Origin of the sequence: Acidovorax sp. DW039 (assembly GCF_037101375.1) — a bacterium.
Lineage (GTDB): Bacteria > Pseudomonadota > Gammaproteobacteria > Burkholderiales > Burkholderiaceae_C > Acidovorax.
On the sequence record NZ_AP029019.1, the window covers coordinates 4,296,356 to 4,309,724 of the forward strand.

Consider the following 13,369-nt stretch of genomic DNA (forward strand, 5'->3'; position numbering starts at 1 on the left):
GAAGACCACCGCTACGCGTATCGGGACCATCCGGACCGTCAGGACAAGGCCAGCGGCAGCTCCGTAGTCGAGAGCACGTTGCGCAGCACCATGAACGAGCGCACCTGCCGCACGCCAGGCAGGTAGATGAGCTGCTCGGCATGCAGGCGATTGAAGCTCTCGCTGTCGCGGGTGCGTACCAGCATGAAGTAGTCAAACTCGCCGGTGACCACATGGCACTCCATGCAGCCGGAGATCTTGACGGCCGCCTTTTCAAACTCTGCAAAGGCTTCCGGGGTGGAGCGGTCCAGCACCACCCCGATCATCACCAGCATGCCCGCCCCCACCGCACGCGGGTTGAGCAGCGCCACCACCTTGTCGATGAGCCCCAGCCGCTTGAGCCGCTCCACCCGCCGCAGGCAGGCCGGGGCACTCAGATGCACCTTCTCGGCCAGCGCCACGTTGGACAGCGAGGCATCCCGCTGCAGGTGGCGCAGGATGGCCTTGTCGGTGCGGTCGAGCGACGTGGAGGCAGATTCGACCGGGGGAGTGCCAGCACCACCGCCACTCTTGGCACGAACTTTTGTTGCACACATACAGATTTTTGAAAAATTTTCAGAAATGAATGTGAATATTCTGAACGCAAAACTCCGAAATCCGGACTGAATTCACAACCACCACACAGCGGAGTTTTTCTACGATGAAGGCACTGCTAGCCGTCGGCTTGCACCCTTTGTTGAACGGAAACCGCCATGAACCTGCAAAAGTTTGAACGCCACCCTCTGACCTTCGGCCCCTCGCCCATCACGCCCCTCAAGCGCCTGTCAGCCCACCTGGGCGGGAAGGTGCACCTGTATGCCAAGCGCGAAGACTGCAACTCGGGCCTCGCCTTCGGTGGCAACAAGACGCGCAAGCTCGAATACCTGATTCCCGAAGCCATCAAGGGCGGCTACGACACGCTGGTGTCGATTGGCGGCATCCAGTCCAACCAGACACGCCAGGTGGCCGCCGTGGCTGCACACCTGGGCATGAAGTGCGTGCTGGTGCAGGAGAACTGGGTGAACTACTCCGACGCGGTGTACGACCGCGTGGGCAACATCGAGATGAGCCGCATCATGGGGGCCGACGTGCGTCTGGATGCCGCGGGCTTTGACATCGGCATCCGCCCCAGCTGGGAGCAGGCCATGGAAGACGTGAAGAAGGCCGGTGGCAAGCCCTTCCCCATTCCAGCCGGTTGCTCTGAGCACCCGTACGGTGGTTTGGGCTTTGTGGGTTTCGCCGAAGAAGTGCGCCAGCAAGAGAAGGAACTGGGCTTCAAGTTTGACTACATCGTCGTGTGCTCCGTCACGGGCAGCACGCAGGCGGGCATGGTGGTGGGCTTTGCCGCCGATGGCCGCGCACGCAAGGTGATCGGGATTGACGCCTCGGCCAAGCCCGAGAAGACCCATGCGCAGATTCTGCGCATTGCGCAGAACACCGCCAAGCTGGTGGAGCTGGGCCAGGAGATCACGGCCGAGGACGTAGTGCTGGACACCCGCTACGGCGGCCCCGAATACGGCCTGCCCAATGAAGGCACGCTCGAAGCCATTCGCCTGTGCGCCCGCCAGGAAGGCATGCTCACCGACCCGGTGTACGAAGGCAAATCCATGCACGGCATGATCGACATGGTGCGCAAGGGCGAGTTCCCCGAGGGCTCGCGCGTGCTGTATGCCCACCTGGGCGGCGTGCCTGCGCTCAACGCGTACAGCTTCCTGTTCCGCAACGGCTGAACCTGCCGCGGGCTGATCGCAGCCCCACTCCTTCGGGTCGCTGGGCGGCCCGGCATTCCGCAATGCCTGCCGAACCCGCGCATCGGTGCGCAGGCTTGCGTTCTCTGGCAGTCATCCGCAAGAGGAGCATGGATATGAAGAGTGATCTACGCCCAACCCGGCGCACCTGCGCCGCCGTCGCCATGGCAGCATGGGCCGCCTGCACCCTGAACCCTGCCGCACTGGCACAGACATTCCCCACCAAGCCCATTCAACTGGTCGTTCCGTTTCCACCCGGCGGGGCCGTGGACATCGTGGCCCGGCTCATCAGCAAGAAGCTGAGCGACCACCTGGGTCAGCCCATCGTGATCGAAAACAAAGGCGGTGCAGGCACCATCGTGGGAGCATCCTTTGTGGCCAACGCACCAGCCGACGGGTACACGCTGCTGATCAGCTCGGGATCGACCTTCACGGTGAATCCGGCCCTCAACCCCAAGTTGCCCTACGACCCGGTCAAAAGCTACGAGCCCATCGGCATGGTGGCACGGGTGCCCTTGATCTTGCTGGCGCACAAGGATGTGCCAGTGACCAACCTGAAGCAGCTGACAGCAGCTGTGCAGGCTGCTCCCGACAAGTACGTCTACGGATCGTTTGGCAACGGCACCACCGGGCATTTTGCGGGCGAGCTGATGTGGGCCGCCATGGGCATCAAGCTTACGCACGTGCCCTACAAGGGTAGCGCCCCGGCGATGAACGACCTGATCGGCGGGCAGATTCCACTCTCGGTCGATACCGTGGCGGCGGCCCTGCCACAACTCAAGGGCGGCAAAATCAAGGCGATTGCAGTGACCGGCGCCACGCGCGCCACGCAATTGCCGGACGTACCCACCGTAGCCGAAAGTGGCTACGCGGGCTTCTCGGCGGATTCATGGTTGGCCATCGTGGCGCCACGCGGCACACCTGCCGAGGCCAAGGCGAAGCTGCAAAAAGCCCTGTCTGAAACGCTGGCAGACCCTGAGGTGCGCAGCAAACTGGTAGCCAGTGGCCTGGAGCACGCCTACGAACCCGCAGCCGCCGTAGCCGCCCGCATTGACGGCGAACTGCCGCGCATGCGTGCGATTGCGCAGCGGGCCAATATCCGGGCAGACTGAAGAAGAAGGCAAGACAACGGCCACGTGACGCAGTGCGGCCCACGGCGATTGGGATGGCTGCGAGCCTTCAAGCCCTGAGCCAAGCCAGCATGTGCGGGTAAGCTGTCTGCTCACCGGGCTGTACCTGCGAAGGCAGCAAGGCCAGTCCGGCAGCCGCCAGGCCAGACGCGCCCAAGTACACGCCCAACCCGAAAGTGGTTCGCAGACTGGCGGACCGCCCGTGGTATCCACCCTCATGAAAAAGAACGGCAGCGTCCAGCCCCAGGTGCTGCGTAGCGGCCCAAGCCCAGGCGGTGGCTTCGATTTCACCGCCATGGGGTACAGCGGGCAGGTCCTGCAAAGCATCGTCCATCGTGGATCGCAGGGCAGCAGGCACCACCGCCAAGTGACCCGCCTCGTGCAGAAGATCCCCCGGCCAGCGCAGTCGCTTCCGGTCAACGCGCAGCCCGCCGCGCTCGATGCGCACGCCCGGTAAAAAGCTGCCATCGGGTACGTCGGCCTCGCATACAGGCAAGCCGATACCGCGCAAAAAATCCAGGATACGCTCGGTCACACCATGTTGGTCTGCCGCATCCAACGCTGCCGCTGGCATGGTAGAAATGGATTCGGTGCTGCTCATGCCTGCAACAGCCCCGCAACATGTTCACGCAGCACCGCAGGCTGCACATGAGCAGGCTCCATGGCGGGGCCCACATTCAAGCCCACCCGGTTGAACATGCCACGGCGGAAGGGCTTTGCCATGGCAGTGCCCTGTTCGATGCGGCTGAAGAACGAGCCCCACAGGTTGGTCAACGCCATCGGCACCACGGGAACCTGCAGACCATCGGCCTGGGCGCGTTCGATGATCTTCATGATGCCGCCCTTGAACTCTTGCAACTCGCCATCTTTGGTAATGCCACCTTCGGGGAAGATGGCGAGCAAGTCGCCCTCGCGCAGCACCTGGGCAGCACGGTCAAAAGCCGCCTGGTAAGTGGCTGGGTCGTCTTTTTGAGACGCCACCGGGATGGCCTTGGCCAGGCGGAACAGCCAGCCCAGCACGGGCACACGGAAGATGCGGTGGTCCATCAAAAAGTAGATGGGCCGGGGGCTGGCAGCCATGAGCAGCACGGCGTCGACAAAGCTCACGTGGTTGCACGCCAGGATGGCGGCACCCGTGGTGGGAATGTGCTCATCGCCACGCACCTTGAAGCGGTACACAAAGCGCGACAGCACCCAGGCCACAAAACGCAGCAGGTATTCGGGCACCAGCAAAAAGATGTAGGCCGCCACCACAGCATTGGCAATGCCCGTGAACAGGAAGACCTGCGGCACCGTGAAGCCCGCGCCCAGCAAGGCCCCGGCGATGACGGAGCTGCCGATCATGAACAGCGCGTTCAGGATGTTGTTGGCCGCGATGATGCGGGCCCGATGCGTGGGCTGGCTGCGCATCTGGATCAGCGCGTACATGGGCACGCTGTACAGCCCGGCAAACAGGCTCAGCAGCGCCAGGTCCAGCAGCACACGCCAGTGCTGGTGCTGCGCCAGGAAGGCTGCAGCGCCCATCATCTCGGCAGGGGGCAGGCTGCGGGTGGCAAAGTACAGGTCCACCGCAAACACGCTCATGCCAATGGCCCCCAGGGGCACCAGGCCGATTTCGACATGGCGGCGCGACAGCACTTCGCACAGCAGCGAGCCCACGCCAATGCCCACCGAGAAGACGACCAGCAGCAGCGAGGCCACTTGCTCGTTGCCGTGCAGCACCTCTTTGGCCAAAGCCGGAAACTGCGACAGGAACACAGCGCCGAAGAACCACATCCAGCTGATGCCCAGCAGCGAGCGGAACACCACCACGTTGCCATGCGCCAGCTTGAGGTTGCGCCAGGTTTCGGTGAAAGGGTTCCAGTTGATGACGAGGTGGGGATCGGTGGCGGGGGCGGAGGGAATGAACTGCGCCACCAAACGCCCGACCAGAGCCAAAGCCACGCAGCCCACAGCCACCGCCGTATGGCCAATGCCGGGCATGGCTACCAGCAGCCCACCGGCCACCTGGCCCAGCAAGATGGCAACGAAGGTGCCCATCTCCACCATGCCGTTGCCGCCCGTCAGTTCGCGCTCGCTCAGCACCTGGGGCATATAGGCAAACTTGACGGGACCAAACAGCGTGGAGTGCAGCCCCATGAGGAAGGTGCACAGCAGCAGCACCGGCACGTTGTTGGCCACAAAGCCCCAGGCCGCCAGCGCCATGATGACGATCTCCAGGTTCTTCACGAACCGGATCATGCTCGTCTTGTCATGCTTGTCGGTGAGCTGCCCAGAGGTGGCCGAGAACAGCAAAAACGGCAGGATGAACAGCGCACCAATCACCAACCCCGCCATCGTGGCGGGCAGCCATGACACGCTGAGCTGGTAGGTCACCATCACAGTGAAGGCAAACTTGAACAGGTTGTCGTTGGCAGCGCCGGAAAACTGCGTCCAGAAAAACGGAGCAAAGCGCCGCTGGCGTAGCAGGGCAAACTGGTTGGGCTCATCGTGGGCAGGGTGCGCTGGGTGCGCGGCGGGCTGCCCGGGCTGGGGGTTCATGCGGTTCTCCTCAAGGCTTTTTGTGGGGTGGTGAGTTGTGCGCGCAGCGTCACTGCCCACGTTGCCCGCCATTCTGCATGGCGCGGCGTGGCAGCGGCACGGCGATATAGCGGCTGTGGTGCAGACGCGCCATGGCAAACAGCACGGGCAAGGCAGCGCCAGCAGCCAGCAGGTGCTTGAGGGTGTGGCCCGACACCCAGCCTGCGGTGGCCTCATACACAGCGTGGTCGGCCAGCTCCATGACCTTGGCGGCGGCATACCAGGCAATCACGACACCCAGCTGCAACACCAACGCGCCGTGGCGGTGGGGCAGGCAGGCCAGGGCCAGCACCGCCAGCATGCCGCCAAACTGCACCACGGCCCAAGGCATCAGGTTGCCGGTGTGGGCCCAGACCAGCACAGCAGCGGGGGCCGCCACCAGCAGGCCCAGCGCCGTAGCCCCACCTGCGCGGGGGCTGATGCGCCCCACCATCGCCAGGCCCAGCAGGCCAGCAAAGGCGACGGACATGCCCAGGCGGTCCCACAGCAGGCCTGCATCGTCGGGCTGCCAGTGGTACCAGCTGGAGCCTGCGGTGATCAGCACCAGCCCCACAAAGAACAGCGCTGCCGTGGCGCGGGTGGCCATGCACAGGCGCACGGCCCCCAGGCGGCGCAGCCACACCAGCCCCCAGACGCCCCCCACAGCAAACGGCAGGTTGCTGAGCACATCCAGCGCGCAGGGCAGGCCCCACCAGCCGCGCTGGTCCGCAAAGTCGTGCTGGTGGGCGCTGGCTGGCAGGTGTGGCCCCCACACGGCAGCGCACAGCAGCACCACTGCAGCGATGAGAAGCCCCCACTCAGCGCGCTGCAGCGCGGGCCAGCGGCGTGTGGATGTAGGCAAGGAATGCACAGCGTTCATGGCGAGAGCCCCTCCCAGGGCGGCAACACAAGATGGAGCGCAGTGTGCAAACGGTGCCCGGATTTGGCCGCAAAAAGTCGCTCACAGGGCTACCCAAAGCACTTCAGGTATCCTTATTTGATACCTACGCCACCATGCAAGAGGCCCCATGAGCACGACCGCAGATCTGGTGACCGCCCTGAAGAAGGAGCTGAAAACCGCGCAGATGACCTACGCCGACCTGGCGCAGGCGCTGGGCATGGCCGAGTCCAGCGTCAAGCGCATGCTGGCCAAGGGAGACATGCCGCTGTCGCGCATCGACGCCATTTGCCGAGCCCTGGCGCTGGACTTTGCCGACCTCGCCCGCCGCGTGGCAGAGAGCCAGCCGCTGCTCAAGGAACTGACGCACGAGCAGGAAAAAGCCGTGGTGGCCGACAAGAAGCTGCTGCTCATGGCGATCTGCGTACTCAGTCAGTGGACGCTGGAGCAGGTGGTGGCCACCTACCGCCTGACGGAGGCGGAAGGCATCAAGTACCTGGCCCAGCTTGACCGCATTGGCATCATTGAGTTGCGCCCGCTCAACCGCTACCGCCTCAAGCTGGCCAAGACCTTCCGCTGGCGGCCCCACGGGCCGGTGATGCATTACTTCCGCGATCACGCCCTGCTCGACTACTTTGCGGGCGGCTTTGATGGCCCGGGCGAAGGGGTGCTGCTGGTGCACGGCACCATCAGCCGCGCACTGGCGCCTGCCTTCATGGAACGGATGCAGCGCGTGGCACAGGATTTTGCGCAGCAGCACCTGGCCGACCAGAAGCTGCCCCCCAGGGAACTGGAGGGCTACACCCTGCTGCTGGCTTTGCGCAGCTGGGAGTTTGAAGTGTTTGCCAGCATGCGGCGGATGGCGCAACCCCAGGCAGCCTCAACGCTATCAAATCAATAGCTTGCTGCGCTTAATCAACGGGCGCCAGAGGCATTTTCTTCATGAAACGCCAACGCCGGAATCTGGCTACATTGCGTCACAACACTTCGCACAACCACGCACAACGGTTGACATGGCAGGTCCAAGATGCAGACATGGGCTGAACCCAGCCGGCTGCCACAAGGAGACCACCATGATGCGTCTGACGCTTCCCGTCATTTCCAAATCACTCTCAACCACGCTGTGCAGTGCCTTCCTGGCAGTGGGCACCCTGGCGATCACCCCGGCAGCCCATGCAGGGCCGACCACGGCTGTGGTGGTGCAAAGCGGCCCTGTGCAGGTGCAATATGTGCAAGCCCCACCACCGCCTCGCTACGAAGTGGTGCCCGCCCCACGACGCGGCATGGTGTGGGTGCCCGGCCACTGGGAATGGCGAGGCCACCGGCACGTCTGGATGAGCGGTTATTGGACGAAGATGCGCCCCGGCTACCACTACCGTCCTGCCCAATGGCACGAACGCGAAGGCCGCTGGTACATGCAGCCCGGTGGATGGGACCGTGACGGGGACGGTGTTCCCAACCGGTATGACCGCGACCGGGACGGAGATGGAGTGCCCAATCGCTACGACCGGCACCCAGACAATCCACGGCGCCCCTGATAGGCCCGCGGGATGCCCCCTTGGGTGAACTCCCCCCCCTTCAACGAATTAACGCCGGGCATAGGGGCGGTGGGATTTGCCCGGTCAGCGCTTTATTGGCAAAGCAACTCCACCCGGCCCACGCCGCCCAGTTCTGCCACCACGGTGGCGCCCCGCGCCACCAGCACGGTGCCGGTGCAGGAGCCGGTGGTGACCCACTGGCCTGCGCGCAACCCGCCCAGGCTGCGCGCCCCCTCGTTGGCCAGCCACACCAGCAGGCGCAGCGGATCGCCCGCAGGGTTGCCCCAGGCACTGCGCTGCACGGCCACCGAGCCATTGACTGAAAGCGTTACAGGCAACTGCAGCGGCTCCACAGCAGACACATCCTGCCGCCCCGACCCCACCAGCAGCGCCCCATGGCACGCCTGGTCGGCCATGCGGCACCACGCGCTTTGCGTGCCCCAGGCGGCATAGCGCGTGTCACACACTTCAATCGCCGCCCGCACCGAACGCATGGCCGCAAGCACTTCGGCGGGCGTGTACGGGGTGGCGCGCGCGGGCAAGTCCTGCCCCAACTCGTACACCAGCTCGGCCTCCACACCGATCACGACATTGCGGACCGTGTCCAGCGGCAAAGGCCGTCCTTCATCGCTGGTCCAGATGCTGTCTGCAGTGATGGCAGAGCGCGAGGGCAGAGCCTCGGGGCCGGAGGCGCCCACCTTCCAGCCAGCCACGGGGCCGCGCGAGCGCACCACTGCATCCTGCACCGCATAGGCCTGGGGGGCATCCTTCGGGCACAGGGCCGGTGGCAAATCCAGTGGCCGGGGAATCTGGCCCAGACGCGATTGGGTCAGCAACTGGGCTGCGGCAAGGGGATCAAAGGCAGAGGCCATGGTCATATCGGATTGGCAAGGGGAATGAAAAACCGACGGGGCTGCTCACACAACGCTCCGCCGGTCGATGAACCTGCAACAGAAACTGCAAAAGCAGGAATGTCAGCGACTGGCCCCGGTGGACTCCGCCACAAAACGGGCCAGGGCCTGCATGTCACTCTCACTTATTTTCTCTGCAAACGAGGGCATGGCACCGATGCCATTGCGCAGGGCGCGCAGCACCCGCTGGGCATCGGGCTTGATCTCATCGAGCACGGGGCCCACCTGCCCCTCAGCCCCCGCAGCCTGCAAGGTGTGGCAGGTGGCACAGGCCGGTTGCACACTGCCAAACAGCTGCTTGCCCCGGGCCAGCTCCGCCGGGTCTGCCGCCAGTGCCAAAGGCACCACACCCCAGAGCGCGCAGCCCAGCGCGCTCCACACGGCCAGCGCACCAGACGCTTTGCGGACGGACACGGCGCCTGGACGTGCGTGCAAGGTACCTGCCACTCAAGCCACCTGCACGGTGACTGCGTGGTCTACCCAGCTGGCATTGTTGTAGCCACCTTCGTTTTCCTCACGCTGAGCAGGCTGCACATTGCCCGCCGTATCGGTGGCGCGGCTGGCCAGCACATGCGTGCCCGCCCCCAGGCGCACGGGCAGCACAAACTGCCGCCACGCGAAGCGGCCCAGGTCGGGCCCGATGAGCTGTGCGGGTTGCCAGGTTTTGCCACCGTCCACCGAAACCTCCACCCCCTTGATGCCGCGGGTGCCACCAAAAGCCACCCCATGCACCTGCACCACACCGGCCTTGAGCTGGCCTTGCTCGGGCAGCGGGCCATTGATCCAGGATTTGACCGACATCTCCCACACCGAGGGCTGGTCGGGGCTGGCCTTGGAGCCGGGCGGCGTCATGCGGTAGCCGTGCTGCATGATGCGCGCCTGCGATTGCGCCTCGGTGAAGGCCAGCCGCTTGATGTATTTGATGTTGTTCACCCCCTGGTAGCCGGGCACGATCAGGCGCAGCGGTCCGCCATGGGCCAGAGACAGCGGCTCGCCATTCATCTCCCACGCCAGGATGGCATCGTCCATGGCCTTGATGGGCACCGAACGCTCCACCAGCACGGTCAGCGGGTCTACGCCTTCGGGCAGTTTTTCGCCCCCGGTCCCGGTCACATAGGCGGCCCCGCTGGCCAGCCCGCCCAGGGCAGCCACCACGTTGCGCACGGGCACGCCACTCCACACCACGCAGCCTGCGGCCCCCACCGTCCAGGGTGTGCCGCTGGGTTTGCTGGGGAAGAAACCGCGCCCATTGCCAGAACACTGCAGCACCGTGGCCACGGTTTCAATGCCCAGGGTCTTGAGCTCTGCCAACGTGAGCGAGCGGGGGTTCTTGACGCCTTCCACGCTGACGGCCCAGCTCTCACGGTTGTCGAGAATGGCCGCGTCGGGTGCCGGCAGGTTGTTGCGCACATACAGCTGGCTGGCCGGGGTGATGACGCTGGTGCCAAACACGGCGCGCCGGGTCTCCAGTGTGCTGCTGCTGTGCACGATGAGGGCATTGCTGCTCTTCCACCCTGCGTAGCCGGGCAGCGCCTTGGGTGCTGCGGCTGCCGTCTGGGCCTGGGCAGCGCCTGTCCAGCTGGCAAGGCCGGCAGCGCTCAGGGCTGCGGCACTGGCAGCCAACACATGGCGGCGGGGCAATGTAGCGGGTTGACTCATGGGTGAACTCCTCCTCAGAAAAAGATGTGGCGAATTCGACGCGGCCCGCACCCGGACAGCCGTGCGGAGCCGGGAAGGCAGCAAGCCAGAAAGCTTTGTCATGACTGCAAAGTGGCATCACATTCTGGAGGGCTGCACCCCGTTTTGGTCTGCCGGACAGCACCTGCTTGTAACCAGTGGCAACACTGCACAACGCTTGTTGACACCGCCATCCACCGATGCATATTTAACACCTGCGTAACAAAATTTGCGCCGAATCCGGGTCGTGACTGGCAGCACCCGGAACCCCCTAAAGCAAGCCACAAGAACCTGTTCAAAGAACGCAATGTGTTCGTCAAGGAGGAAGACCGTGCAGCAAAGGATCCGAAACCATGTTGCAGGGTGGGCCCTGCTGTGGGGCACTCTGCTGGGCACCGCCGCGCAGGCCCAGCTCACCGCCATCGTGGCGGTGGAGCCCACCGAGAAGAAGGCCGGGCATTCCATATTGCGCAGCGCGTTGGAGGCGGGCCTGTCCAAAGCGGCGGGGCAGCCCGTCACGGTGACCACCAGCGAAGACCTGGCGGATGTGATGCGCGCCACCCGCAGCGCGGGGTTCGACATTTTCATCGGCCCGCCACAGGGTGGCGGCATCGGCCCTGCAACGGGGCTATGAACTGGTGGGGTGCAATCAGAAATCAGACCATTTTGTGCTGGTGGGGCTGAGCCAGATCGCATCGGTTGCGGACATGAAAGGCAAGCGGCTGTACCTGCCGCAGCAGGACTCGGTCTACACCTACATGGCCCGCGGCATGTTGAACGAGGCGGGCCTGTCCTTCAAGGATCTCAAGGCCGTGCGGCATGAGAAATATCCGCAGGCAGGGCTGAGCGCCCTCACGCTGGGCACTGCAGATGCCACCGTGGTGCGCGCAGAGGAATGGGCCAAGTGGTCGGCCACCTTTCCGGGGGTGGCCAAGGAACTGGCCAGCTCCCGCCCGGTGCCGGGTGGCTTCAGCGCCGTGGTGCGCAAGGATTTGCCCACAGAGGTGCGGGGCAAGCTCATGCAGTGGCTGAGCACGGCATCGGCAGACACAGGACTGGCCCCCGTAGCCATGCGCCCTGCCGTGCACGAATACCAGAAGGTGGCTGAGCTGGGCCTGTTCACGCCCAACGCGCTGCCTGGAGTCAAGCGCGTGTCTGCCAAGGACGCGTTGCAGCTGCAAACCCAGGGGGCCCTGGTGATCGACACCCGCACGGAGAAGGAATACCGCACCAAACGCATTCGCGGCGCGGTGTGGGCGGCCTACGGTGAAAAAAGTCTGAAAGATGTGGCGTTCAACCCCGAGCAGGACGACTTCAAGGCGCTGGAGACGCTGGACCGCAGCAAGCCCCTGATCTTTTCGTGCAACGGCGCGGAGTGCTGGAAGTCCTACAAGGCCGCCAAGGTGGCGGCAGACAAAGGCTTTGCGAACGTGTACTGGTTGCGCGGCGGCCTGCCGGAGTGGGACGCCGAAGGCCTGCCCACCGAAGGCGGCTGAGCCCCACAATCTCTGCGTGAAATGCGCAGTCAGCCAGCACGGAGGACTGCGCCCATGGCCATGGCAAAAGCGGGGCCTCAGTCGGTAAAGACCGTCAGCACACCGGTGTAGCCATACAGGTGGTGGTGGGCAATTTCGCCCCCTGCAAAAAAACCCACCAGCGGCACGTCGCCCAGCGCGTGGCGCACAATGTGCAGCTCTGCACTGGGGCCGCCAAAGTGCGGGCCGCCGCGGCCGGAACAGCTCACGTAAATGGCCCCACGGATGGTGCGCCCGGTGGCTGGCCCAGGCGTACCCAGGCCCCCAGCAGAGCCCGGCGCGGGGGCCACGCCTGCCGCGGTGGGAGCCGCATCGAGAGGGGTGTGCTCCAGCTCCTCGGGCGAGAGTTCTTCGCGGATTTCGGCGCAGATGCGCATCAGGTCAGCGCGGGCCGCTGCCACGTTGCGCTGGCAAAACGCCAGGTGCATGCCTGACTGCACATGCTCAGCCAGGGCTACGCCCCGACGCGATCCGTCCAGCCCGATGATGTGGCGCACGCGGGTGTCGGTGCCAAAGTGGCCCGTGCGCTGCCGGCCCATGGGCTGCTCGCCTGCATCCACCAGCCCGGCCAGCGTGGCGCGCACTCTGCGCAGCGCGGGCTGGGGGTCGTCCCCTTCCAGGCTGACTTGCAGGGTATCGAGCAGCACATCCAGTGCAGGCTCATGGTCCAGCTCCAGCACCACGTTGTCAGCCGATGCGGTGATGGTGTGCAGCGGCCCCACGGGCTGGCATCCTTGCGTCACGCGCGACAGCAAAGGCACCTGGGAACCAAAGGCCACACCCGAAAGCCCGCCGCCAAACACCCCGCTGGCGGCGCCCTGCCCGGCCATGTTGCCATTGCCACCCACGGCAAACTGCACCGGGGCCGTGCGGCTGGCACTCAGGCCGCCAAAAAGGTAACCGGTGTCGGTGCGGCCTGCCATCTCCTGCAGCAGCTCGGCCAGTTCAGGGGTGTGCCCATCGGCATGTACCAGGGCTGTGTGGGCCACAAAACCGCTGGCCGGATGGCGAGGCAGCGGAGCCACGCCCGAGAACACGCGGTACTGGTCTGATGGCAGGTCCAGCAGCATCAGCGTGAGGGCGGGCTCGTCAAAGTACTCGGCATTGTGGGCCGACACGCCCACCCCCACGGTGCCGCTCCAGTCGGTCACCTCGGGCAGTTCTGCGGCCAGGTACTCCAGCAGTTCGCGGGCGTCGTTGGCGTAATGGTCGGTGATGTAGAGCAAGCCCAGCGTGGGCGCGGCGGCATACATGGGCAAAGCCATCTGCGCGCGCAACTGGGCTACCACCAGGGCTGCTGCCATGCGCCACTGGGGGTGGGTGGCGTGGCCGGTAGGAAAGAGGGTCATGGTGCA

General features: G+C 65.0%; 14 protein-coding genes. 6 read left to right on the forward strand and 8 right to left on the reverse strand.

Going from position 1 to position 13,369, the window contains the following annotated elements:
- Nucleotides 1–38: 38 nt before the first annotated feature.
- The gene (locus tag AACH87_RS19240) at nucleotides 39–575 is read right to left on the reverse strand and encodes an Lrp/AsnC family transcriptional regulator (protein ID WP_338796147.1); all 537 of its coding nucleotides are present in this window, start codon (nucleotides 573–575) and stop codon (nucleotides 39–41) included.
- 156 nt (nucleotides 576–731) lie between these two features.
- On the opposite strand from AACH87_RS19240, the gene AACH87_RS19245 reads away from it, so the two are divergent.
- Both AACH87_RS19245 and AACH87_RS19250 read left to right on the forward strand, forming a co-directional pair.
- Nucleotides 732–1,748 (forward strand): 1-aminocyclopropane-1-carboxylate deaminase, encoded by a 1,017-nt coding sequence (locus tag AACH87_RS19245; protein WP_338796148.1) that lies wholly within the window; start codon nucleotides 732–734, stop codon nucleotides 1,746–1,748.
- Between the two features lie 182 nt (nucleotides 1,749–1,930).
- Nucleotides 1,931–2,878 carry a tripartite tricarboxylate transporter substrate binding protein gene (locus AACH87_RS19250; protein ID WP_338799023.1) on the forward strand — a complete coding sequence of 316 codons (948 nt, stop codon included), beginning with the start codon at nucleotides 1,931–1,933 and terminating at the stop codon, nucleotides 2,876–2,878.
- A 67-nt stretch (nucleotides 2,879–2,945) separates the two neighbouring features.
- Here the strand turns inward: AACH87_RS19250 and AACH87_RS19255 are convergent, their stop codons facing one another.
- The 3 genes from AACH87_RS19255 to AACH87_RS19265 are packed head-to-tail and all read right to left on the reverse strand — an operon-like array spanning nucleotide 2,946 to nucleotide 6,335.
- Nucleotides 2,946–3,497: a hypothetical protein gene (locus AACH87_RS19255; RefSeq protein ID WP_338796149.1), complete on the reverse strand. Its 552-nt coding sequence runs from the start codon at nucleotides 3,495–3,497 to the stop codon at nucleotides 2,946–2,948.
- Nucleotides 3,494–5,437: an MFS transporter gene (locus AACH87_RS19260; RefSeq protein WP_338796150.1), complete on the reverse strand. Its 1,944-nt coding sequence runs from the start codon at nucleotides 5,435–5,437 to the stop codon at nucleotides 3,494–3,496. Before AACH87_RS19260 ends, AACH87_RS19255 begins: the two co-directional genes overlap by 4 nt.
- Before the next feature lie 49 nt (nucleotides 5,438–5,486).
- Nucleotides 5,487–6,335, reverse strand: coding sequence for a hypothetical protein (locus AACH87_RS19265; RefSeq protein WP_338796152.1), 849 nt, complete (start codon nucleotides 6,333–6,335; stop codon nucleotides 5,487–5,489).
- Between the two features lie 148 nt (nucleotides 6,336–6,483).
- Here AACH87_RS19265 and AACH87_RS19270 point away from each other — a divergent pair, with 148 nt between their 5' ends.
- Both AACH87_RS19270 and AACH87_RS19275 read left to right on the forward strand, forming a co-directional pair.
- On the forward strand, nucleotides 6,484–7,254 hold the full coding sequence (locus AACH87_RS19270) for a helix-turn-helix transcriptional regulator (RefSeq protein WP_338796154.1): 771 nt from the start codon (nucleotides 6,484–6,486) through the stop codon (nucleotides 7,252–7,254).
- Nucleotides 7,255–7,426: 172 nt separating this feature from the next.
- On the forward strand, nucleotides 7,427–7,891 hold the full coding sequence (locus AACH87_RS19275) for a hypothetical protein (RefSeq protein WP_338796155.1): 465 nt from the start codon (nucleotides 7,427–7,429) through the stop codon (nucleotides 7,889–7,891).
- 92 nt (nucleotides 7,892–7,983) lie between these two features.
- On the opposite strand, the gene AACH87_RS19280 is transcribed toward AACH87_RS19275, so the two are convergent.
- The 3 genes from AACH87_RS19280 to AACH87_RS19290 all read right to left on the reverse strand — a co-directional run bounded on the left by AACH87_RS19280 (nucleotide 7,984) and on the right by AACH87_RS19290 (nucleotide 10,461).
- Nucleotides 7,984–8,769, reverse strand: coding sequence for a fumarylacetoacetate hydrolase family protein (locus tag AACH87_RS19280; protein WP_338796156.1), 786 nt, complete (start codon nucleotides 8,767–8,769; stop codon nucleotides 7,984–7,986).
- A 96-nt stretch (nucleotides 8,770–8,865) separates the two neighbouring features.
- The gene (locus AACH87_RS19285; RefSeq protein WP_338796157.1) at nucleotides 8,866–9,216 is read right to left on the reverse strand and encodes a cytochrome c; all 351 of its coding nucleotides are present in this window, start codon (nucleotides 9,214–9,216) and stop codon (nucleotides 8,866–8,868) included.
- Between the two features lie 33 nt (nucleotides 9,217–9,249).
- Nucleotides 9,250–10,461 carry a sulfite oxidase gene (locus AACH87_RS19290; RefSeq protein ID WP_338796158.1) on the reverse strand — a complete coding sequence of 404 codons (1,212 nt, stop codon included), beginning with the start codon at nucleotides 10,459–10,461 and terminating at the stop codon, nucleotides 9,250–9,252.
- Nucleotides 10,462–10,810: 349 nt separating this feature from the next.
- Here AACH87_RS19290 and AACH87_RS19295 point away from each other — a divergent pair, with 349 nt between their 5' ends.
- Together AACH87_RS19295 and AACH87_RS19300 are read left to right on the forward strand one after the other, a co-directional pair.
- A complete protein-coding gene (locus AACH87_RS19295; protein ID WP_338796159.1) occupies nucleotides 10,811–11,113 on the forward strand; it encodes a hypothetical protein in 303 nt (100 codons plus the stop codon).
- Entirely contained in the window at nucleotides 11,082–11,975 is an 894-nt protein-coding gene (locus AACH87_RS19300; protein ID WP_338796161.1) for a rhodanese-like domain-containing protein, read from the forward strand. Before AACH87_RS19295 ends, AACH87_RS19300 begins: the two co-directional genes overlap by 32 nt.
- Before the next feature lie 77 nt (nucleotides 11,976–12,052).
- Here the strand turns inward: AACH87_RS19300 and AACH87_RS19305 are convergent, their stop codons facing one another.
- Complete coding sequence (locus AACH87_RS19305) at nucleotides 12,053–13,363, reverse strand: FIST N-terminal domain-containing protein (protein WP_338796162.1); 1,311 nt, start codon at nucleotides 13,361–13,363, stop codon at nucleotides 12,053–12,055.
- Nucleotides 13,364–13,369 lie beyond the last annotated feature (6 nt).